The sequence below is a fragment of the Cupriavidus sp. H18C2 genome (assembly GCF_049393795.1).
Taxonomy (GTDB): domain Bacteria; phylum Pseudomonadota; class Gammaproteobacteria; order Burkholderiales; family Burkholderiaceae; genus Cupriavidus; species Cupriavidus pauculus_C.
Genome location: NZ_CP186011.1, coordinates 1,402,113 through 1,421,675, shown reverse-complemented (window position 1 = coordinate 1,421,675; position 19,563 = coordinate 1,402,113). Strand labels below are relative to the sequence as shown.

Annotated in this window: 19 protein-coding genes; 13 read left to right on the top strand and 6 right to left on the bottom strand. The window is 69.8% G+C overall.

The window, feature by feature from the left end; all coding sequences use genetic code 11:
* The first annotated feature begins 94 nt into the window (after positions 1 to 94).
* On the top strand, positions 95 to 916 hold the full coding sequence (locus EPAKOI_RS22945; RefSeq protein WP_423193795.1) for a sensor histidine kinase: 822 nt from the start codon (positions 95 to 97) through the stop codon (positions 914 to 916).
* On the opposite strand, the gene EPAKOI_RS22940 is transcribed toward EPAKOI_RS22945, so the two are convergent.
* From EPAKOI_RS22940 to EPAKOI_RS22920, 5 genes are all read right to left on the bottom strand, one after another.
* Positions 911 to 1,483, bottom strand: coding sequence for a TetR/AcrR family transcriptional regulator (locus EPAKOI_RS22940; protein ID WP_423193794.1), 573 nt, complete (start codon positions 1,481 to 1,483; stop codon positions 911 to 913). The two genes, EPAKOI_RS22945 and EPAKOI_RS22940, sit on opposite strands and share 6 nt — an antisense overlap.
* A gap of 16 nt (positions 1,484 to 1,499) precedes the next feature.
* Positions 1,500 to 2,585, bottom strand: coding sequence for an alpha-hydroxy acid oxidase (locus EPAKOI_RS22935; RefSeq protein WP_124686041.1), 1,086 nt, complete (start codon positions 2,583 to 2,585; stop codon positions 1,500 to 1,502).
* A complete protein-coding gene (locus tag EPAKOI_RS22930; protein ID WP_313838699.1) occupies positions 2,582 to 3,268 on the bottom strand; it encodes a Fe2+-dependent dioxygenase in 687 nt (228 codons plus the stop codon). Before EPAKOI_RS22930 ends, EPAKOI_RS22935 begins: the two co-directional genes overlap by 4 nt.
* 46 nt (positions 3,269 to 3,314) lie before the next feature.
* Entirely contained in the window at positions 3,315 to 5,555 is a 2,241-nt protein-coding gene (locus EPAKOI_RS22925) for a TonB-dependent receptor (RefSeq protein ID WP_423193793.1), read from the bottom strand.
* A gap of 376 nt (positions 5,556 to 5,931) precedes the next feature.
* Positions 5,932 to 6,924: a hypothetical protein gene (locus EPAKOI_RS22920; RefSeq protein WP_423193792.1), complete on the bottom strand. Its 993-nt coding sequence runs from the start codon at positions 6,922 to 6,924 to the stop codon at positions 5,932 to 5,934.
* Positions 6,925 to 7,147: 223 nt separating this feature from the next.
* Between EPAKOI_RS22920 and EPAKOI_RS22915 the strand changes: the two genes are divergently transcribed.
* From EPAKOI_RS22915 to EPAKOI_RS22865, 11 genes are all read left to right on the top strand, one after another.
* Positions 7,148 to 8,611, top strand: a complete 1,464-nt coding sequence (locus tag EPAKOI_RS22915; RefSeq protein WP_423194564.1) for a DUF3300 domain-containing protein — start codon at positions 7,148 to 7,150, stop codon at positions 8,609 to 8,611.
* Between the two features lie 44 nt (positions 8,612 to 8,655).
* Positions 8,656 to 9,612, top strand: coding sequence for a DUF2950 domain-containing protein (locus EPAKOI_RS22910; RefSeq protein ID WP_423193791.1), 957 nt, complete (start codon positions 8,656 to 8,658; stop codon positions 9,610 to 9,612).
* A gap of 353 nt (positions 9,613 to 9,965) precedes the next feature.
* Positions 9,966 to 10,532, top strand: coding sequence for a BPSL1445 family SYLF domain-containing lipoprotein (locus EPAKOI_RS22905; RefSeq protein WP_423193790.1), 567 nt, complete (start codon positions 9,966 to 9,968; stop codon positions 10,530 to 10,532).
* A 12-nt stretch (positions 10,533 to 10,544) separates the two neighbouring features.
* Positions 10,545 to 11,429 carry a sensor histidine kinase gene (locus tag EPAKOI_RS22900; protein WP_423193789.1) on the top strand — a complete coding sequence of 295 codons (885 nt, stop codon included), beginning with the start codon at positions 10,545 to 10,547 and terminating at the stop codon, positions 11,427 to 11,429.
* A gap of 7 nt (positions 11,430 to 11,436) precedes the next feature.
* Positions 11,437 to 12,060 (top strand): response regulator transcription factor, encoded by a 624-nt coding sequence (locus tag EPAKOI_RS22895; RefSeq protein WP_124686047.1) that lies wholly within the window; start codon positions 11,437 to 11,439, stop codon positions 12,058 to 12,060.
* Positions 12,061 to 12,155: 95 nt separating this feature from the next.
* Positions 12,156 to 12,527: a response regulator transcription factor gene (locus EPAKOI_RS22890; protein WP_423193788.1), complete on the top strand. Its 372-nt coding sequence runs from the start codon at positions 12,156 to 12,158 to the stop codon at positions 12,525 to 12,527.
* A gap of 109 nt (positions 12,528 to 12,636) precedes the next feature.
* Entirely contained in the window at positions 12,637 to 12,879 is a 243-nt protein-coding gene (locus EPAKOI_RS22885) for an RNA recognition motif domain-containing protein (RefSeq protein ID WP_423193787.1), read from the top strand.
* Between the two features lie 31 nt (positions 12,880 to 12,910).
* Positions 12,911 to 14,155, top strand: a complete 1,245-nt coding sequence (locus EPAKOI_RS22880) for an efflux RND transporter periplasmic adaptor subunit (protein WP_423193786.1) — start codon at positions 12,911 to 12,913, stop codon at positions 14,153 to 14,155.
* Positions 14,152 to 17,313, top strand: coding sequence for a multidrug efflux RND transporter permease subunit (locus EPAKOI_RS22875; RefSeq protein ID WP_313838709.1), 3,162 nt, complete (start codon positions 14,152 to 14,154; stop codon positions 17,311 to 17,313). The genes EPAKOI_RS22880 and EPAKOI_RS22875 overlap by 4 nt, the downstream gene beginning before the upstream one ends.
* Positions 17,314 to 17,357: 44 nt before the next feature.
* A complete protein-coding gene (locus tag EPAKOI_RS22870; protein WP_423193785.1) occupies positions 17,358 to 17,837 on the top strand; it encodes a glycine zipper domain-containing protein in 480 nt (159 codons plus the stop codon).
* Positions 17,838 to 17,866: 29 nt separating this feature from the next.
* Entirely contained in the window at positions 17,867 to 18,256 is a 390-nt protein-coding gene (locus EPAKOI_RS22865; RefSeq protein ID WP_423193784.1) for a hypothetical protein, read from the top strand.
* A gap of 28 nt (positions 18,257 to 18,284) precedes the next feature.
* On the opposite strand, the gene ppk2 is transcribed toward EPAKOI_RS22865, so the two are convergent.
* Positions 18,285 to 19,103: a polyphosphate kinase 2 gene (gene ppk2, locus EPAKOI_RS22860; protein WP_124686054.1), complete on the bottom strand. Its 819-nt coding sequence runs from the start codon at positions 19,101 to 19,103 to the stop codon at positions 18,285 to 18,287.
* Between the two features lie 171 nt (positions 19,104 to 19,274).
* On the opposite strand from ppk2, the gene EPAKOI_RS22855 reads away from it, so the two are divergent.
* Positions 19,275 to 19,547, top strand: a complete 273-nt coding sequence (locus EPAKOI_RS22855; protein WP_423193783.1) for a hypothetical protein — start codon at positions 19,275 to 19,277, stop codon at positions 19,545 to 19,547.
* The last annotated feature ends 16 nt before the right edge of the window (positions 19,548 to 19,563 follow it).

Below are 19,563 nucleotides of genomic sequence, written 5' to 3'. Positions count from 1 at the left end.
GGCGCTTCGTGACCGCAAAACTGGAGATGCCGGCTGTGACATCGCAAAGCCCCCCGCCCCCCCCGGGTCGGCCTACGAGCAGGAGGCCATCCAGATGGTGCGCAACGTGGCGCTGGCCGTCGAGCGCCGCATCCACGAGAACCTGAGCGGCGCCCATCCCCACGCGGGGCCGTGCTACACCGAATCCACGATCATCCAGTGCCTGCAGGAGCAGGTGGTGCACCTGGCGCGCGTGGCCACGCTGGGCACGCTGGCCGCGTCCATCGCGCATGAAATCCGCCAGCCGCTGACCGCCATCCGCATCGAGGCGGGCGCCATCCAGCGCTGGATGGGCCGCCCCGTCCCGGCCACGGACGAAGTGACCGAGGGCATCGCCCGCATCCAGGAACAGTCCGAGCGCGCCGAGCGCGTGATCCGCAGCCTGCGCGCGCTGATGCGCCGCGAGCCGGCCACGCCCGAGCCGTTCCGGCTGGACCACGCCGTGCAAGACGTGCTGCCGCTGGCCGATTGCCGCATCCACGACGCCAGCATCGACCTGCAGCTCGACCTCGACGCCACGCTGCCGCCGGTGCAGGGTGACCGCGTGCAGATCCAGCAGGTCATCCTGAACCTGCTGCTCAATGCCGTGGAAGCCCGCCGCGAAGGGCCGCCGGGCAGCGCCCGGGTGCTGCTGCGCGCGCGGCGCGGGCCGGCGGGTGCCGCGACTGCCGTGATCGAGGTTGTCGACAACGGCCGTGGCATCGCGCCGGACAAGCTCGCGCGCGTGTTCGAGCCCTTCTTCAGCACCAAGGACGACGGCATGGGCATCGGGCTGGCCATCTGCCGCTCGATCGTGGAAGTGCACGGCGGCACCATCGCGGTGGCGTCGGGCGATGGCCAGACCACCGTGACGGTGACGCTGCCGGTCCACTCATAGTCTCCGCTTGCCCACGCGCGCCAGGTAGCCGAACACGGCCGCGCGCAGTCGGTGTTCCAGGAACGGGATGTCGGTCTCGCCACGCCCGGCGGCGGCATCGACCATGCCCACGATCATCGCGAACAGGTCGGACGCCACCACGTCCACGCGCACGTGGTCCGGAAAGATGAGCTGGGTGACGATCTCGGTGAACAGCCGCCGCAGTTCGGCGTCGCTGACCTCGCCGCGCAGCGCTGGCCGCTCGTCGGCCGCGTCCAGCAGCCGCGCCAGCCCGGGCCGCTGCCACTGCAGCCGGACGGTCGCCGAGATCACCAGTTCCAGCGTGGCCTTGGCGGTGCGCTGGTCCAGCGCGGCGGCCAGTTCGCGCCGGAAGCGCTGCGTTTCGCGCTGGATCAGCGCCACGGTCAGCGCGTCCCGATTCGGAAAATGCTGACGGAGCGCGTCGATGTCGACGCCCGCCCGCGCCGCCACGGCTTCCACCGTGAAGCGGTCTGGCCCGTCGGCTGCGAGCACCTGCGCGGCTGCCTCGACGATGGCGGCCCTGGGATCGGGCGGACAACTGGACATGGCCGGGCCCTTGCCGCTAGCCGGCGCGCGGCAGCACCGTGCCGGGCAGCGCGGCCAGCCGGGCGCAGCCCAGCAGCGCCATCGCCACTTCCAGCTCGGTCTGCAGCACGGTCAGCATATGGGCCACGCCGGGCACGCCACCCACGGCCAGCGCATGGAGCACGGGCTGGCCCACCATCACCGCGCGGGCGCCGAGCGCGATGGCCTTGACGATATCGGTGCCGCGCCGGATGCCGCCGTCCAGCAGCACCGGCACCGCGCCATCCACGGCGCGCACCACGGCTGGCAGCGCGTCGATGGTGGCCGGCACGCCGTCGAGCGTGCGGCCGCCATGGTTGGAGACGACGATGCCGGACACGCCGGCGTCCAGCGCGGGCACGACATCGGCCGGATGCAGCAGCCCCTTGACCAGCACCGGCAGCACGGTCTGGCTGCACAGCCACGCCACGTCGCGCCACGTCGGGGCATCGCGCAGCATCTGGCGGAATACCGGGCTGCCCTGGCTGGCATCGACCGGCGCCGGCGGCGCAAAGCCGGCGAGGTTGACCGCGCCGATGCCGTCCGGCAGCCGGAATCCCGCGCGCTGTTCCACGTTGCGGATGCCGCTGACCACCGCGTCGATGGTCAGCACGATGGCCTGGTAGCCGGCCTGCTCCGCGCGGCGCACCAGCGTCAACGTGTCTTCGCGGCGCGGCTGCAGGTAGAGCTGGAACCAGAGCGTGGTGGCTGCGGCGCGCGCGATGTCCTCCAGCGTGACGCTGGCCTGCGTGCTGACCGTCATCCACGTGCGCGCCAGCGACGCCGCGTGGACCGTGGCCAGTTCCCCGTCAGCGTGCACCAGCCTGTGCCAGGCAGTGGGCGCGATCAGGATCGGGTAGTCGAGCGGCTGGCCGAACAGCTCCGTCCGCGCCGACGGCTGCGACAGGTCGGCCAGCGCCCGGGGCAGCAGCCGCAGCCGGTCGAATGCGACGCGGTTGTCGCGCTGGGTCAGGCCATCGGCGGCGTAGCCGGCCACGTAGGCGGCGATGGCCGGCGGCACGCGCTCGTGGAAGCGGCGTTCGTAGTCGCGCAGCGCGACCGTATCGGCGGGAATCGTCGTCATAGCTCCGCCCAGCGTCGCAGCAGGTTGTGATAGTGGTTCACCAGCGCCGGCACGGCCGGGTCGCCGTCGCCCAGCCGCACGCGCAGGTCCAGGATCGTCTGGTCCAGCGCGTAGAGCGTGGTGCGCATGCCGTCGTCCTTGACCATCGACTGCGCCCAGAAAAACGACGCCCAGCGGCAGCCGCGCGTGACCGGCGTGACCCGGTGCAGCGACGCCGCCGGGTACACGACCATGTGGCCGGCCGGCAGCTTCACCGTGTGCGTGCCGTACAGGTCCTCGACGACCAGTTCGCCGCCGTCGTATTCATCAGGGTCCGACAGGAACAGCGTGGTCGAGACATCGGCGCGCATGCGCAGGCCGCCGGTGCCCGGCATCGTGCGGATGGCGTTGTCGACGTGCGTGCCGAACGTCATGCCGGCCTCGTAGCGGTTGAACATCGGCGGCAGCACGCGCAGTGGCAGGGCGGCCGAGTGGTAGGCCGGGCAGCGCCCCAGCGCCTGCAGCACGGCGTCGCCCAGCGCCAGCGCCTCGCGGTCGTCCACGGGCAGTTGCAGGTTGGCCTTGCACTGGGCGGCCAGGTCGCCGGCCGTGGCGCGGCCGTCGATCCATGTCGCGGCTTGCAGCCGCTGGCGCAGGGCGCGGACTTCGTCCGGCGACAGGACATCGGGAATCTGTATCAGCATGGTGGGACCCTTGCGGGGACGTGGTAAGGGACGTCGTGGGGATCGGTCAGAACGTCATGCCCACGTTGAGCAGGAACGTGCGGCCGGCCGTGGGCACCGCGCGGGACGCGTTGAACGCCGACAGGTAGTTCACGCGGCCGGTCAGGTTGTAGCCGTTCAGCGACGCGCGGAAGCGGCCCTGGCGGTACGACACCATCGCGTCCAGCGACAGGGTGTGGGGCACGCGGCCCTTGTTGGCCGAATCGGCCCAGTACGGCGACGCGTACTGCAGGCCGCCGCCGATGGTCAGCCGGCCCGGCAGCGGCACGATGGACTGCGGGATGTCGTAGGCGGTCCAGACCGTGACGTTGTGCTGCGGCGCGCCGGGCGCCTCCTTGCCGACCAGCGCCGGATTGGTGGCGGCCGTGACCTTGCCATCGAGGTAGGTGTACGCCACGTTGGCCGTCCAGTGGGGCGTGATGCGGCCGGTCAGGCCCAGTTCCACCCCCCGGATGCGGCGGCCCTCGCCCGATTCCGAGAAGCCGTTGACCACCTCGCCCGTCACCGGGTCCTCGGTGTAGGCGTTGTCCTTGTCGATCTGGAACAGCGCGCCGGTCACGCCGATCCGCTTGTCCAGGAAGTCGAGCTTGGCGCCCACTTCCAGCGTGTCGGAGCGCTCGGGCGTGTTGCTGGCCCCGGCGCGCGGCACCTCGGTCTGCACGCCGCCCACGGCCAGCGCGATGTCGGTGCCCACGGGCCGGTAGGCGCGCGAGAACGCCGCGTAGAACATCGTGTCGTCGGTTGGCTCCCAGATGGCGCTCAGGGCCGGGCTCAGCTTCTTCGCGTCGGCCGTGCCGCCGGTGGCAAACGCGCTGCTGGCGTACTCGCTGCGGAAGTAGTCCCAGCGCAGGCTGCCCAGCAGCGAGAACGACTGCGTCAGCCAGGCGCGGTCGCGCAGGAACACGCCGACGTCCGTGGCGTTGGCGTCGCGCCGCACGCCGCCGTAGCTGACGCTGGCGTTCTGGCTGGCATCGAACGCCGGATTGACGATGGTCTGGTTGTTGAGCCGGCCCGTCCAGGTGCCGATGTCGCGGTGGTCGCGCTGATAGCTGGCGTCGAGCCCGGCCATGGCGCGGTGGCGGACGCTGCCGGTGTGGAACTCGCCCCGGGCCGTCAGCACGTTCTGCACGCCCCAGCCGCGTTGCAGGTAGGTGCTGCCGCCGCGCGCGCCGTAACGCAGGCTGGCGTTGCCGCCGGCCAGCAGCCTGCGCAGCGTGGCGTTGTTGACGGCGGCCGGGTTCGTGCTGGAGAAATCGCGCTGGTAGAAGCTGAAGCGCGTGTCGTTGTGGAGCGTGATGCCGTTGCCCAGGCTGGTCTCCAGCGCCGATGTCACCACGTGGGCGTCGCCGAAGTCGCGGTCGGTGTTGCGCACGTAGGACGTGGACGACGACAGGCCCGGCACGCCGTATTCGGTGATCGGCCGGTAGACGCCGTCGTCGCCCTCGGCCATCGGCATGCCAAAGTCGGGCGGCCCGCTGCGGTGCAGGTAGGCGTAGCTCAGGTGCCATTCGGTCGGGGTGCCCAGCCCGAGCCCCAGGTCCAGCGCGATGCCGCGCCGGTCGTCGTCCACGTGGTCGCGGCCCGGCTTGCTGCCGTCCTGGAACAGGCCGGTCACGCGCAGCGCCGACGTCTCGCCGAGCGCGTAGTTGCCGTCCACCGTGGTGCGAAATGTCGTACCGGAGCCGAAGCTCTGGTCGATGCTGGTGTGCGTGCCGGGGCCGGCGCGCCGCGAGGTCTGGTTGATGATGCCGCCCAGGCTGCCCACGCCGAAGCTCTCGCCGGACGGGCCCTTGATGACTTCGACGCTGTCGAGGTTGAAGCTGTCGCGCCGGTAGGCGCCGAAGTCGCGCAGGCCGTCCAGGTAGATATCGCCCTTGGCCGTCAGCCCCCGGATGCGGAACTGGTCGCCGTTCAGCCCGCCGTTGCCTTCGCCGGTGGAGATGGTGATGCCCGGCACGTTCTTCAGCGCCTGCTCCAGCGACGTGGTCTGCTGCTGGTCGAGCAGGTCGCGCGGGATCACGAGGATGGTCTTGGGCGTTTCCCGGACCGTGTCGGGCAGCCGCGCGACGCCGGTGCCGGCATCGTTGGTATTGGCGGTGGACTGGCCCGTCACGGTGACGGCCGGCAACTGCCTGAGCGGCTGCGCCTGGACGGCATGCGGCAACGCCGCGAGCGAGAGGACCGAGCCGGTGCCCGCGGCCCCGGACACCAGCGCGCGGATCGAGGAGGAAACGATTTTCTGCTGCACAACTGAACTCCAGCATGGAAGACAACGATCGGACGGACGTGAACATCCGTTGCACCTGTCGCAGGACAGGCGCGCGAGGGCGGTCGAAGGGGGGCGGGAGTGTTGTGACGCGAAGGGCTTGCTGGTCGCCGTGCAGGACGATGGCTGGCTGGGGCGCGGTCAGTGCCGATGCGTCTCGCACATCGTGCCGGACCGCGCCCCGCGCCTTGTGATCTTCAACAACGGGGGCAACCGTAAGGCATCGGCACCGGCCCGGTCAATCGAAGTCGGCCTGCGGGGAAAGAATTCAGGGAACTGCGAAGTGGGGGGGATTGCGGGGAATTTCGGATGTTTCCGAGGATGGGTAAGGCAGGCTCCGGCGCCCGACCCGAGGCGCCTAGAAGCTGGCCGCCAGCCCCAGCGAGATGCCCGACACGTTGTTGCCGAACACGTAGCGCACCACGGCGCGCACCCGGGTGACGAACACTTCATGCGCGCTGGTGTCCAGTTCGAGCCCCATCCCCAGCGTGGTCAGGTAGTCGAAGCCCAGCGCGCCGGCCTGCGCCCCGAGGTAGTGGGAATGCGACAGTTCCAGCACATAGCGCACGGGCCGGTCCAGCGCGTGCCAGCCGGTGGGAGCACGCCAGCGCGCGTACAGGCTGGCGGTCTGGGCATTGGCCGACCCCTGCACGGCCTCCGACGACCCGCCGAAGCTGCGCAGGTGGATATTGGTGTAGCGCAGTTCCAGGTCGATGTCGTGCTCGGGCCGGTAGTGTTCCCAGTCGATCATCACCGATCCGCCCAGCCCGTAGGCGTTCAGCGATCCGCCGTCCAGGAAGTTGATGTCGCGGTCTGTCTTGCGGTCGACAAAGCCCTGCGCCAGCCGCAGGTCGCTGGACACATTGCCCAGCGACGCGTTGAAGATCGGCCGGAACACCAGTTCCCTGCTGGCCGTCAGCGGAAAGTCCCAGCCGATGCCGATGGTGCCGGCCACGGTGTTCCAGCGCGTGGGCAGCTCGCGCGATTCGGTGCCGTTCGATGCCACGAACGTGGGGTCGTAGCGGCTGTAGGCGATGGACCCCTCCATGTACACCGGCACCGACTTGCTGAGCGTGAACCCTCCTCCCAGCTGGGACATGACCATGCCCGGGTTGGCGGTCTGCGAGTCGGTGATCGACAGCGAACTGGACGCCAGGTCCGGCACGACGGAAAAGCTCATCAGCGTCAGCACCGCGTTGGCCTGGCGCTGCACGCCGGGGCCAAAGGCCACCCGCAGGTCCTGGGCGGGCTGGGCGTGCGCGGGCAGGCCGCCCAGCAGCAGCCAGGGCAGCAGTGCAGCCAGGCACCCCCGACGGACGACACCGGTTGCTGGTAACGGCAGGCGGCCCATGCGGTCGGCCGGGGCGGCGCCCGGCGGGGTTCGGCGATGGGGGCCAGCGTAACCCGGCTGGCCGCGCCTGCGTATTGGACCAAGGTTCCATTGCCGCGCCGCGGTGCGCCATCTATATGTTGTGCTGAAAGCTGGAACGGGAGCAGGCGGCATCATTTGGGAGGGGGGTGCCATGACGTTGGGCAGCGTGCGACGTACTGAGGATATGCGACGTATGCCACCCATGCGAGGCGGGCGTGGCATCGGCCGGTGGATGCTGGCGTGCCTGCTGGGGTTGGGCAGCGCCGTGGCGCCGGCTGCGCTGGCCCAATCGCCGCAAGCGGCGCAGTCGGCCCAGGCGCCCCAGTCGGCCCAGGCGCCGACCTTCAAGCCCGAAGAGCTGGAGGCGCTGGTGGCGCCCATCGCGCTCTATCCCGATTCGGTGCTGTCCCAGGTGCTGATGGCGTCGACCTATCCGCTGGAAATCGTGCAGGCCGCCCGCTGGCAGAAGGCCAACGCGAGCCTCAAGGGCGAGGCGGCGGTCAAGGCCGTGCAGGACCAGCCGTGGGATGTCAGCGTGAAGTCGCTGGTGGCGTTTCCGCAGGTGCTGGAGCCGCTGAACGACAAGCTCGACTGGACGCAGAAGCTTGGCGACGCCTTCCTGGCGCAGGAAAAGGACGTGCTGGCGGCCGTCCAGCGGCTGCGCGCCAAGGCGCAGCAGTCGGGCAACCTCAAGTCGAACGAGCAGCAGAACGTGGTGGTGCAGCAGGCACCCCAGGGCGCGGCCACGCCGCAGACCATCGTCATCGAGCCGGCCAATCCGCAGGTCATCTACGTGCCGGCCTACAACCCGACCGTGGTCTACGGCAGCTGGGGGTACCCGAGCTACCCGCCGTACTACTGGCCGCCGTATCCGGCCTACTACCCGGGCGCCGCGCTGATGACCGGGTTTGCCTGGGGCGTGGGGCTGGCCGCCGCCGGGGCCATCTTCGGCGACTGCAACTGGGGCGGCGGGGACGTGAACATCGACGTGAACCGCGCCACCAACATCGACCGCAACTTCGACCGGACCAAGGTGGAGGGCGGCAACAAGTGGAAGCACGATTCCAGCCACCGCAAGGGCGTGGCCTACCGCGACAACGCCACGCGCGAGAAATTCGGCAACAACGTGGGCGGCGCGGACCGGCGCAACGACTTCAGGGGGCGCGAGGGGGCCGGTGACCGGGGCGACCGGGCGGGCAATCGCGGGCAGGATCGCGCCGGCGACCGCATGGCGGACCGGGGCGGGGATCGGGCCGGCGACCGTGCCGGCGACCGGGCGGGCGACCGGGCAGGAGACCGTGCCGGGGATCGCGCCGGGGGGGCCGGGGATCGCTCGGCAAATCGCGGGCAGGGGGCCGGAGGTGACCGGTTGTCCACGGCGGACCGGGGCGGCGGCGGTGGCGACCGAGGCGGCGGCTACGGCGGCGGTGGACGCGACAACGCATTCCAGGGCGTGGGCGGCGGCGGCGCGCAGCGCGATTTCGACCGCGGCAACGCCAGCGCCGGCGGGGGCTTTGGTGGCGGCAACACGGCGGCCAACCGGGGCGGTGGCGGCGGCGGCTTCAGCGGGGGCGGCGGAGGCCGGGGCGGTGGCGGCTTCAGCGGGGGCGGCGGCGGGCGTGGCGGTGGCTTTGGCGGCGGCGGTGGCCGCGGCGGCCGCCGGTGACCGGGCATGGCGATGACGACCACAGGGTGGAACGCATGCGGGCAATGACAGCAAACTCGCGGCTGCGCCTGGCGCGCGCTCTGGTCACGCTGGGGCTGGGGCTCGCGCTGGCGCTGCCGGCGCTGGCGCAGAAGGGCTTCGACACCCCGGAGGCCGCGATGAACGCCTTTGGCGACGCCGTGGCGACCAGCGACGATGCTGCGATGACGGCGCTGCTGGGCGCGTCGGCGCGGCGCATGATCCCGCCCGTGGGCGCGGACCTGCGCTACCGCTTCCTGTCGGCGTGGAGCCAGTCGCACAGCGTGGTGCGGGGCGACGATGGCCGCGCGCGCATCGCCGTGGGCAACGACGGCTGGACGCTGCCGATTCCGCTGGTGTCGACCAACGGCCGCTGGCATTTCGACGCGCGGGCCGGCAGCGACGAGATCCGGCTGCGGCGCATCGGCCGCAACGAGCTGTCGACCATCCAGACCATGCTGGCGATCTACGACGCCCAGCACGAGTACGCGCTGGGCCGGCACGACGGCGGCGGGCTGGTCGTCTACGCGCGCAAGCTCGTCAGTTCGCCGGGCAAGCAGGATGGGCTGTACTGGCCCACCCGGCCCGGCGAGCCCGAAAGCCCCCTGGGCCCCGCGTTCATCGACGCCGTGACCAGCCATCGCGGCGGGTCGGACGGCTACAACGGCTATCGCTACAAATTGCTGACCGGACAGGGACCAGCGGCGCCCGGCGGCCGGTACACGTACCTGGTCGACGGCAAGCTGTTCGGCGGGTTTGCGGTGCTGGCGTGGCCGGCCCGCTATGGCGACACGGGCATCAAGAGCTTCATGGTCAGCCACGACGGCCAGGTCTACGAACGCGACCTGGGCCGCGACACCCCGGCGCGCGCCGCCGCCATCACGACGTTCGACCCCGGCAACGGGTGGAGCAAGGTGGCGCCCGAACTGCTGCAGCCGGTGCCGGCCATGCCGGCGGCGCAGCCCACCGCGGCCACGCGCTGAGCCCGGCTTTTCTCCCGCCTGTTTCCGCCTGGATTGACGGCTGCTTAATTAAGCGGCCGATGAAAATCGCCGCGCCTTAAGAAAGATTTTATTCACGCTCGAAAGCTCTTTACACGGAATGGCAAGTAGAGATTGCAATCGGCAGGGCGCCGACCTAACGTGATATGGCACAAACAAACGAGTCAGAAAAAGCAACAGGAATCGATCGTATTTGACGATCGCAATTCGGCGTGGGGTAGGTCAACACAGGGACGTTTCATCGATCTGGCGGCGCCACGGTCTGGCCGTGCGCCGGTGGCAGTCCAATCATTCATGCCCCCTGACCGGCTCCCGCTCTCAACAGGGAGATCATCATGAATCGACGGCTGTTCATCAGTCTGCCCGCCTTGAGCCTGGCGCCCTTGCTGGGCGCCTGCACCACCAATACGTCCGGCAGCGATGCGGCGGCCAAACGCCGGGAGATCGATGCCGGCGTAGACGGCACCATGAGCAAGCTGTTTGCGTCGGCCAGCTCCGCGCAGGCGCTGGCGCAGCAGGCCAAGGGCATCCTGGTGTTCCCGAAGATCCTGGCCGGCGGCTTCATCGTCGGCGCCGAGTACGGCGAGGGGGCGCTGCGCGTGAACAATGCGTCGGTGGGCTACTACCGCACCACCAGCGCGCAGTTCGGCCTGCTGGCGGGCGCACAGTCCAAGGCGCTGATCCTGATGTTCATGACCGACGACGCGCTGCGGGCCTTCCAGGCCAGCAAGGGGTGGACGGCCGGCGTGGACGGCTCCATCGCGCTGGCGACGATCGGCGCGAACGGGCAGATCGACACCAACACGGCGCGCGCCCCGATTGTCGGCTTCATGCTGACCAATGCCGGGCTGATGGCCAACCTCTCGCTAGAAGGCACCAAGATCAGCAAGCTCGATATCTGAGCGGGCGCGGCCATGAGATGGATTCCACTGCTGCTGGCGGGCGCGTCCATGGCCCTGGCGTTCGTGGCGCTGCCCCGCACGGCAGCCCCGCGCCGCCCGGCCGACCGCCTGCGCATGGTGGAAGGCAGCCCGCTCTGCGACACCGCCAGCCGGCCGGGGATGGTCGAGCTGGCGGGATCGCTCGCGCATGAGCTGAACCAGCCGCTGACGGCCATTACCAGCAATGCCCAGGCCGCGCGCGAGTACCTGATGTCGGGCGCGGCGGCGCAGGACGAAATCCGCGAGATCCTGGACGACATCGTCACCGACGCCTCGCGTGCCAGCGACATCGTCAAGGGCGTGCGCGCGCTGATCCGTGGCGAGGCGCCCCGGCTGGTGGCGTTTCCGATTGCCGACGTGGTCGACCGCGCGCTGGAGCTGGTGCGCGACGAAGCGCGGGCGCGTGGCGTGACGGTGCAGGGCGCGGCAGACCCGGCGCTGCCCCGTGCGATGGGCGACCCGATGGAAATCCAGCTCGTGCTGCTGAACCTGCTGGTCAACGCGCTGGACGCCGTGCAGGCCGCCCCGTCCGGCGTCGCACGGCAAGTCAACGTGTCGGCCGCCGCGCGCGACGGCCTGCTGCTGATAGCCGTGCGCGACAACGGCTGCGGCGTCAGCGAAGGCGACCTCGACAAGATCTTCCGGCCGTTCTTCTCGTCCAAGCCGCGCGGCATGGGGCTGGGCCTGTCGTTCAGCCGCGCGCTGATGGAGCGCAACGGCGGGCGCCTGCGCGCCATCCGCAACCGCGACATCGGCATGACCTTCGAATGCCTGCTGCGCACCGAGGCGGCCACTGCCCACCACGCCGCGCCCGCGACGATGGCATCCCGCCTGCGCACCGCCACCTCCAGGAGATAGCACCGCCATGCTTGCCACCAGGACCACCATCCATATCGTCGACGACGACGACAGCGTGCGCCGCGCGCTGGGCCGGGTGCTTGCGGCCCACGGCTATCTCACGGCGGGGTTTGCCTCGGCCAGCCAGTTCCTGGAAGAGGCGGACCTGGACAGCACGCCGGGCTGCGCGCTGCTGGACCTGCAGTTGCCCGACATCAGCGGCATCGACCTGCAGCAGGCGCTGTGCAGCCGCATCCCGGTCATCATCCTGACCGGCCACGCCGACGTGGCCAGCGCGGTGCTGACGATGCAGGCCGGCGCCATCGACTTCCTGCAGAAGCCGGTGTCCGACGTGCAACTGCTGGCGTCGGTGGCGCGCGGCTGCGAATGCGCGGCGCGCCAGTTCACGCAGGCGCGCGAGTTGCGCGAGCTGCGCAAGAAGGTGGATCGCCTGACGCCGCGCGAGCGCGAGGTGCTGGCGTGGATCGTCACCGGGTTCCGCAACAAGCAGGTAGCCAACCGGCTGGGCACGGTGGAGAAGACCATCAAGGTGCATCGCGCCCATGTGATGCAGAAGCTGGAGGTCGATTCGCTGCCCGCGCTGGTCCGCATTGCCGACCGCATGGGCATGGTGGCCGACACGGCCGCCTGAGCGCGCCGCGGCTGGACCATGGGCCAATATCGCGCGCCGCGCGGGTCTCGTAGCCTAGGCAGATACATGCTTACCATCGGCTGCGCCGCTCGCACATGGGTCCTACCGGAAAATTCGTGGCGGTTGTCGACGACGATGCGTCCGTGGCGCGCTCCACGGCGCGGCTGTTGCACGCGGCCGGCATCGCGGCGGACACCTTTGCCAGCGGCGACGCCTTCCTGGCCCGGATACACGGCCCGGCCGCGTACCGCCCGAGCTGCGTGATCCTGGACGTCTGCATGCCGGGCGTGGACGGGCTGGAAGTGCAGCAGCAGCTGGCCGGCCTGGGCCTGCCGCTGATCTTCATCACCGCCCACGAACTGCCCGAGGTGCGCGACCGCGCGCTGGCGGCCGGCGCCGTGGGCTACCTGCGCAAGCCGTTCGACGCCAACCAGCTGATCCGGCTGGTGCGCAGCGTGATGCTGTAGCCCCATGCCTTTGGTCCTTGGTCCAATTGCCAAGCAGCCGGCGGCGGGCGCACTCTTGTCAGGACGCGGCCCGCAGGCCAACCAGGGGGACTGGCAAATGGCGATACTGATGCTTTCCAACCTCCATCCCGACACCACCGAGGAACAGGTGCGCGAATTCCTCGAACGCTATGGCTTTCCGCCGTTCGACGCGATCGAGCGGCAAGAGGGCGACGGCACGCGGCCGGGCATGACGCTGACGTTCAACACGGTGGACATGGTGGCCCTGCAGCACTTCGTGCCGCGCATCCACGGCGTGTTCTGGAACGGCCACAAGCTCAACGCGCTGCTGCTGCGGGAACGCTTCAACTAGTCGCGCGGGCCGCGCGCGGGGAGGGACGACGATGGCAAGCGGTCTGCAATCCATGCGCGGCCTGGGGGTCTGGCTGGCGGCGGCCGGACTGGCCATGGCCGCCTGCAACCGCCACGAGGCCAAGGCCCCGGCCGCGCCGCCGGTGACCGAGGTGGGCGTCGTCAAGGTGGCGCTGCGCGACGTGCCGCTCACGTACGAGTACGTCGGCGAGACGCAAAGCTCGCAGCAGGTGGAAATCCGCGCGCGCGTCAACGGCTTCCTGGAACAGCGGCTGTACACCGAGGGCGCGCTGGTCAAGGCCGGGCAGGTCATGTTCCGGATGGACCAGAAGCCGTTCAAGGCGGCGCTGGAGGCCGCGCAGGCCGAACTGGCCCAGCAGCAGGCCCGGCTTACCACCGCGCGCGCCAACCTGGCCAGGGTGCGCCCGCTGGCGGCGCGCAACGCGTTGAGCCAGAAGGACCTGGACGACGCCACCGGCCAGGAGCAGGCGGCGGCCGCCGCCGTCGAGGCCGCCAAGGCCAATGTCACCAATGCCAAGCTGAACCTGGGCTACACCACGATCATGTCGCCGGTGGACGGCCTGTCGAGCTACGCCAAGAAGCAGGTGGGCTCGTACATCGACCCCTCGAACAGCCTGCTGACCTACGTGGCCAAGCTCGATCCGATCTGGATCAACTTCAGCCTGTCGGAAAACGAGGTGCTGGGCTTCCAGTCGCAGTCGGCGGCCGGCACGCTGAAGCTGCCCGACCGGGGCGCGATGGAGGTGGAGATCGTGCTGGCCGACGGCAGCGTCTATCCCAGGCGCGGGCATATCGCGTTTGCCGATGCGTCGTTCAACTCCGAGACCGGCACCTACCTGATCCGAGCCGAGATGCCGAACGGCCAGGGCATGCTGCGGCCCGGACAGTTCGTGCGCGTGCGGGTGATGGGCGCGCTGCGCACGCGGGCCATCACCGTGCCGCAGGAGGCCGTGGTGCAGGGCCAGCGCGGGCAGTCGGTATGGCTGGTGGGCAAGGACAACAAGGCCGAGTCGCGCGTGGTAGACGTGGGCGAGTGGTCGCACGGCAACTGGGTGATCCGCTCGGGCCTGCGCGAAGGCGACACGGTCATCGTCGACGGTTCGGTGCGGCTGGCGCCCGGCGCGCCGGTCAAGCCCGTGGCGGCGGCTCCGCAGGCCACCGACGGGGCGCGGCCGCCCGCCGCGCCACCAGGGCCGCCCGCCGCCGCGCCGACGGCCCCGGCCGGGGCCCAGCCGGCGAAGGGTGCCGCGTCATGAAGCTGTCCCACTTCTTCATCGACCGCCCGATCTTTGCGTCGGTGCTGTCCATCATCATCGTGGTGGGCGGCATGGTGGCGCTGTTCAACCTGCCGATTGCCCAGTTTCCCGAGATCACGCCGCCCAGCATCACGGTGTCGACCACGTACCCCGGCGCCAGCTCGGAGGTGGTGGCCCAGAACGTGGCCGCGCCGATCGAGCAGCAGGTGAACGGCGCGGACAACATGCTGTACATGTCGTCCACCAGCTCGTCCACGGGCAACATGACGCTGACCACGTTCTTCGAGATCGGCACCGACCCGTCGCTGGCGCAGGTGGACGTGCAGAACCGCGTGAACCTGGCGCTGCCGACGCTGCCGGACGCCGTGACGCGCCAGGGCGTGACCGTGGAAAAGCGCTCGCAGGCGTTCATGATGGTGATCGCGGTGTATTCGCCGGACAACAGCTACCCGCAGACCTTCGTCGACAACTACACGAGCATCTACATCCTGGACGCGCTCAAGCGCATTCCGGGCGCCAACCAGTCGTCGATCTTCGGCACGCCGGACTACGCCATGCGGATCTGGCTCAAGCCGGACCGCATGGCGCAGCTCGGCATCACGGCCGAGGACGTCAAGAACGCCGTGGCCAACCAGAACGAGCAGTTCTCGGCGGGGCGGATCGGCCAGTCGCCCACGTCGGAGCCGGTCAAGCAGACGTTCCCGGTGGCCACCAAGGGACGCATGACCGAGCCGCAGGAGTTCGAGAACATCATCCTGCGCGCGGCCTCCGGCGACGCGGCGCTGGTGCGGCTCAAGGACATCGGCCGGGCCGAACTGGGGTCCAAGGACTACTCGCTGCGCAGCCGCTACCAGGGCAAGACGGCCACGCTGCTGGCCGTGTACCAGCAGCCCGGCGCCAACGCGCTGGCCGTGGCCGGCGAGGTGCGCAAGACGCTGGAGGCGGCCAAGAAGACGTTCCCGCCGGGGCTGGAATACGAGATCGCGCTGGACACCACCGAGTTCGTGCACGAGTCGATCAACGAGGTGGTGCATACGCTGCGCGACGCGGTGATTCTGGTGATCCTGGTCGTCTACCTGTTCCTGCAGAGCTTCCGCGCCACGCTGGTGCCGATCCTGGCCGTGCCGGTGTCGATCATCGGCACGTTCACGGCCATGGCCGCGTTCGGCTTCTCGGTGAACATGCTCACGCTGTTCGGGATGGTGCTGGCCATCGGCATCGTGGTGGACGACGCCATCGTGGTGATCGAGAACGTCGAGCGCAACATGATGGAGTTCCACATGCCGCCCAAGGAGGCCGCCAAGGCCGCCATGGACGAGGTGGGCGGGCCGGTGATCGCCATCGTGCTGGTGCTGCTGGCCGTGTTCATCCCGGTGGCGTTCCTGTCCGGCATCACGGGCCAGCTCTACAAGCAGTTCGCCATCACGCTGGCGGTGTCGGTGCTGCTGTCCGGGGTGGTGGCGCTGACGCTGTCGCCCGCGCTGGCGGCCATCCTGCTCAAGCCCGGCACGCACGAGAAGAACCGCTTCTTCCGCTGGTTCAACCGCAGCTTCGACCGCGTGGTGGAAGGCTACGGCTCGGCGGTGCAGACCGTGATCCGGCGCACGGTGATCTCGCTGGCCATCGTGGTGGCGCTGGTCGTGGCGGCCGTGCTGATGTTCGTACGCATTCCGTCGTCGTTCCTGCCCGTGGAGGACCAGGGCTACCTGCTGGGCGCCGTGATCCTGCCCGACGCGGCCAGCCTGGATCGCACCGGCGCCCTGTCCCGGCGCGCGGCGGAGTGGTTCGAGAAGCAGCCGGCGGTGAAATCGGTGGCCGTGCCGGACGGCTACAGCCTGATCGATTCGCAGAACAAGTCGAACGCCGGCACGCTGTTCATCACGCTGAAGGGCTTTCACGAGCGCGGCAAGGGCGAGAGCGCGGCGGACCTGATCGCGCAGGCCACGCAGGAGTTTTCCACCTACCGCGACGGGCTGGTGATACCGGTCAACCCGCCGTCGATCCCGGGGCTGGGCACCACGGGCGGCTTCGAGTTCTGGCTGCAAAGCACCGGCGACGGCACCTACCAGCAACTGGAGGAACGCACGCGCGCGTTCATTGCCAAGGCGCGGCAGCGGCCGGAGCTGCGCGGCGTGAGCACGACGATCAACACGCGGTCGCGCCAGCTGCTGGTGGACCTGGACCGCGAGCGCGCCGAGACGCAGGGCGTGCCCGTGGAGCAGGTGTACTCGGCGCTGCAGACGATGTTCGGCTCGCTGTACGTGAGCCAGTTCCCGAAGAACAGCCGCCTGTTCCAGGTGATCCTGCAGGCCGAGCCCGAGTACCGGTCGCGGCCCGAGGACCTGGACAAGGTCTACGTGCGCAACGCCCGCAACGAGATGGTGCCGATCAAGGCCGTCACGACCGTGCGCTGGGTGGCCGGCGCGGACCTGGTCACCCGCTTCAACAACTTCCCGGCGGCCAAGATCACCGGCGATGCCGCGCCCGGCTACAGCTCGGGCCAGGCGCTGCAGGCCATGGAGGAGATTGCCGCCGAGGTGCTGGGCGAGGGCTACAGCTACGCGTGGAGCGGGCAGGCATACGAGGAAAAGAAGGCCGGCTCCACCGCCGCCATGGTGTTCGCGTTCGCGCTGCTGATGGTGTTCCTGATCCTGGCGGCGCAGTACGAGAAGTGGTCGCTGCCGCTGGGCGTGCTGCTGGCCGTGCCGTTCGCGCTGTTCGGCGCGCTGGTCGGCATCCTGCTGCGCGGCATGGAGAACGACGTGTACTTCCAGATCGGCCTGACGGTGCTGATCGCGCTGGCGGCCAAGAACGCGATCCTGATCTTCGAGTTCGCGGTGGAGATGCGCGTCAAGGAAGGGCTGAGCGCGTACGACGCGGCGGTCAAGGCGTCCAAGCTGCGGCTGCGGCCGATCATCATGACGTCGCTGGCGTTCATCCTGGGCTGCATTCCGCTGGCCATCGCCAGCGGCGCGTCGGCCGCCAGCCGCCAGTCGCTGGGGACCGGTGTGATCGGCGGCATGCTCGGCGCCACGATCATCGCCATCTTCTTCATCCCGATGTTCTTCTGGGGGCTGGAGCGCGAGAGCAAGAAGAAGCTGGCGCGGCAGGCCGCTCGCGACGCCGGCCCGGCCGAGCCCACCGGAGGCACCCTGTGAACCGGCCGGCGCCGAGCGCTGCCGGCCCCGAGAAGGAGCGAACCATGTCCAGATCGAAGATTTCCGTGGTGCTGCTGTGCGCGGGGCTGGGCGCCGCGCTGAGCGTGCCGGCGCTGGCGCAGAAGCCCATCGCCTATCCGGCCAAGGGCCAGAGCCAGGCGCAGCAGCAACAGGACGACGGCTACTGCTATTCGTGGGCCAAGTCCAACACCGGCATCGACCCGGCCGCGGTGGCCGCCGCGCCGCCGCCCCAGCAGGGTGGCCCGGCCGTCGGCGGCGGCGAGCGCGTGGGCGGTGCCGCGCGCGGGGCGCTGGGCGGCGCGGTCATCGGCGGCATTGCCGGCGACGCGGGCAAGGGCGCCGCGGCCGGCGCGGCGGTCGGCACGATGGCGGGCGGCCATCGCGCGCGCCAGAACCAGCGCAATGCGCAGGCCAACGCCCAGCAACAGCAGTCCGGCGCCATGAGCACCTACTACCGCGCCTATTCCGCCTGCATGCAGGGGCGCGGCTACACCATCCAGTGACTGGCACCGGCATCCGCATGGAGACAGCCTTGAAACCGATTCCGCGACGCCAGGCGCTGGCCCTGGCCGTACTGCTTGCCGCGGCCTGGCCGGCGCGGGCCTATTACGACCACTTCCTGAGCGGCACGATCATCGGCACGCTGAACAAGGACCAGACCGCCGAGCTGACCACGGCGTTCGGCAAGACGCTGTCCGAGTCCGACGATGGCAAGAGCGTGCCGTTCCACCTGGCGCCGAACGCCAAGGGCAAGCCCACCGATGGCACGTTCACGCCGCTCGTGACCCGCACCGAGAACGGCCAGCGCTGCCGCAAGGTGCGCAGCGAGCTGCGCCAGCCGGGCCGCCAGCCCGAACGCTGGACGGGCTGGTACTGCCAGCAGCCGGACGGCGAATGGAAGAAGACGCTGCTGAAGGACTAGCGGCCGGCGTTGGCCGCCAGCCCGGCCGCTAGAAGCGCTCGGGGATGTAGCGGTAGGGGTAGTCGGGCGCCCGGTAGCCGCCGGCCTTCTGCCGCGCCGGCAGCGTGATCTTCTTGCGCGCGATGCGCTCGTAGGGCACGGTGTCCAGCAGGTGGCGGATGATGTTGAGCCGGGCGCGGCGCTTGTTGTCCGAGCGCACCACGTGCCAGGGCGCGAACTCGGTGTCAGACGCCTCGAACATCGCGTCGCGGGCGCGCGAGTAGTCATACCAGCGGCTGTACGACTTCAGGTCCATGTCGGTCAGCTTCCAGGTCTTGCGGCCGTCCTTGATGCGCTGCTCCAGCCGGCGCGTCTGTTCCTCGGGGCTGACTTCCAGCCAGTATTTCAGCAGCCGGACGTTGGAGCCGACGATGGCGCGCTCGATCAGCGGCACCGCGCGCAGGAAGATATCCACCTGGCTGTCGTCGGCAAAGCCCATCACCCGTTCCACGCCGGCGCGGTTATACCAGCTGCGGTCGAAGATCACCACCTCGCCAGCGGCCGGCAGGTAGGGGATGTAGCGCTGCATGTACATCTGGCTCTTCTCGCGCTCGGTGGGCGCGGGCAGCGCCACCACGCGGAACACGCGCGGGCTGACGCGCTCGGTCAGCGCCTTGATGGTGCCGCCCTTGCCGGCGCCGTCGCGCCCCTCGAAGACGATGCAGATCTTGGCGCCGGTGGCCTTGACCCAGTCCTGCAGGTGCACCAGTTCCACGTGCAGGTCGGCCAGCGCCGCCTCGTATTCCTTGCGGCCGAGCGCGTTACCGTCGCCGGCAGCGTCGGCGGCGCCCCCCTTCCGTTTTGCCATGGCTGATCCCCCGCGTGCGATGCACGGACTTTGCAATGCCGTACCAATCTGGACACTGCGCCGCGCTTTGGCAATGGACCTTGGTCCAATGCTTGGCCCAAGGACCAATTGCATTGCCCCGGCGATTGGCGGACGCTTGCCGTCAGCGCCTTATTTTCCAGGGTGGCCGGCATGCGCAAGAGCGGATTCCTGTTGATGGTGGGAGCGATGTGGCTGGCCGTGATCGGCATCTTCTGGAGCGATCCGAGCGGCCAGACGCCCGACAAGCTGAACCTGTTCCGGTTTGCGCTGCACGGCCTGGAGGTGCAGTTGTTCCGCACCGGCGGCGACCCGCCGCGCTACCTGGTGAACGTGCTGGCCCGCGACTGGCTGCTGGGCTGCCTGCTGATATTTGCCGCCGGGGCGGTGCTGGTGTTGGTTGCGCGCCGCCGCCAGCAGGTGTGAAGCCCGGCCGCATGCC

What these genes read in the sequence shown, in the direction of transcription:
- EPAKOI_RS22870 (WP_423193785.1), top strand. Translation starts at nt 17,358, where the DNA reads ATGTCCAGATCGAAGATTTCCGTGGTGCTGCTGTGCGCGGGGCTGGGC.
- EPAKOI_RS22935 (WP_124686041.1), bottom strand. Translation starts at nt 2,585, where the DNA reads ATGACGACGATTCCCGCCGATACGGTCGCGCTGCGCGACTACGAACGC.
- EPAKOI_RS22920 (WP_423193792.1), bottom strand. Translation starts at nt 6,924, where the DNA reads ATGGGCCGCCTGCCGTTACCAGCAACCGGTGTCGTCCGTCGGGGGTGC.
- EPAKOI_RS22890 (WP_423193788.1), top strand. Translation starts at nt 12,156, where the DNA reads ATGGGTCCTACCGGAAAATTCGTGGCGGTTGTCGACGACGATGCGTCC.
- EPAKOI_RS22915 (WP_423194564.1), top strand. Translation starts at nt 7,148, where the DNA reads ATGCGAGGCGGGCGTGGCATCGGCCGGTGGATGCTGGCGTGCCTGCTG.
- EPAKOI_RS22930 (WP_313838699.1), bottom strand. Translation starts at nt 3,268, where the DNA reads ATGCTGATACAGATTCCCGATGTCCTGTCGCCGGACGAAGTCCGCGCC.
- EPAKOI_RS22855 (WP_423193783.1), top strand. Translation starts at nt 19,275, where the DNA reads ATGCGCAAGAGCGGATTCCTGTTGATGGTGGGAGCGATGTGGCTGGCC.
- EPAKOI_RS22940 (WP_423193794.1), bottom strand. Translation starts at nt 1,483, where the DNA reads ATGTCCAGTTGTCCGCCCGATCCCAGGGCCGCCATCGTCGAGGCAGCC.
- ppk2 (WP_124686054.1), bottom strand. Translation starts at nt 19,103, where the DNA reads ATGGCAAAACGGAAGGGGGGCGCCGCCGACGCTGCCGGCGACGGTAAC.
- EPAKOI_RS22895 (WP_124686047.1), top strand. Translation starts at nt 11,437, where the DNA reads ATGCTTGCCACCAGGACCACCATCCATATCGTCGACGACGACGACAGC.
- EPAKOI_RS22945 (WP_423193795.1), top strand. Translation starts at nt 95, where the DNA reads ATGGTGCGCAACGTGGCGCTGGCCGTCGAGCGCCGCATCCACGAGAAC.
- EPAKOI_RS22910 (WP_423193791.1), top strand. Translation starts at nt 8,656, where the DNA reads ATGACAGCAAACTCGCGGCTGCGCCTGGCGCGCGCTCTGGTCACGCTG.
- EPAKOI_RS22880 (WP_423193786.1), top strand. Translation starts at nt 12,911, where the DNA reads ATGGCAAGCGGTCTGCAATCCATGCGCGGCCTGGGGGTCTGGCTGGCG.
- EPAKOI_RS22905 (WP_423193790.1), top strand. Translation starts at nt 9,966, where the DNA reads ATGAATCGACGGCTGTTCATCAGTCTGCCCGCCTTGAGCCTGGCGCCC.
- EPAKOI_RS22885 (WP_423193787.1), top strand. Translation starts at nt 12,637, where the DNA reads ATGCTTTCCAACCTCCATCCCGACACCACCGAGGAACAGGTGCGCGAA.
- EPAKOI_RS22900 (WP_423193789.1), top strand. Translation starts at nt 10,545, where the DNA reads ATGAGATGGATTCCACTGCTGCTGGCGGGCGCGTCCATGGCCCTGGCG.
- EPAKOI_RS22875 (WP_313838709.1), top strand. Translation starts at nt 14,152, where the DNA reads ATGAAGCTGTCCCACTTCTTCATCGACCGCCCGATCTTTGCGTCGGTG.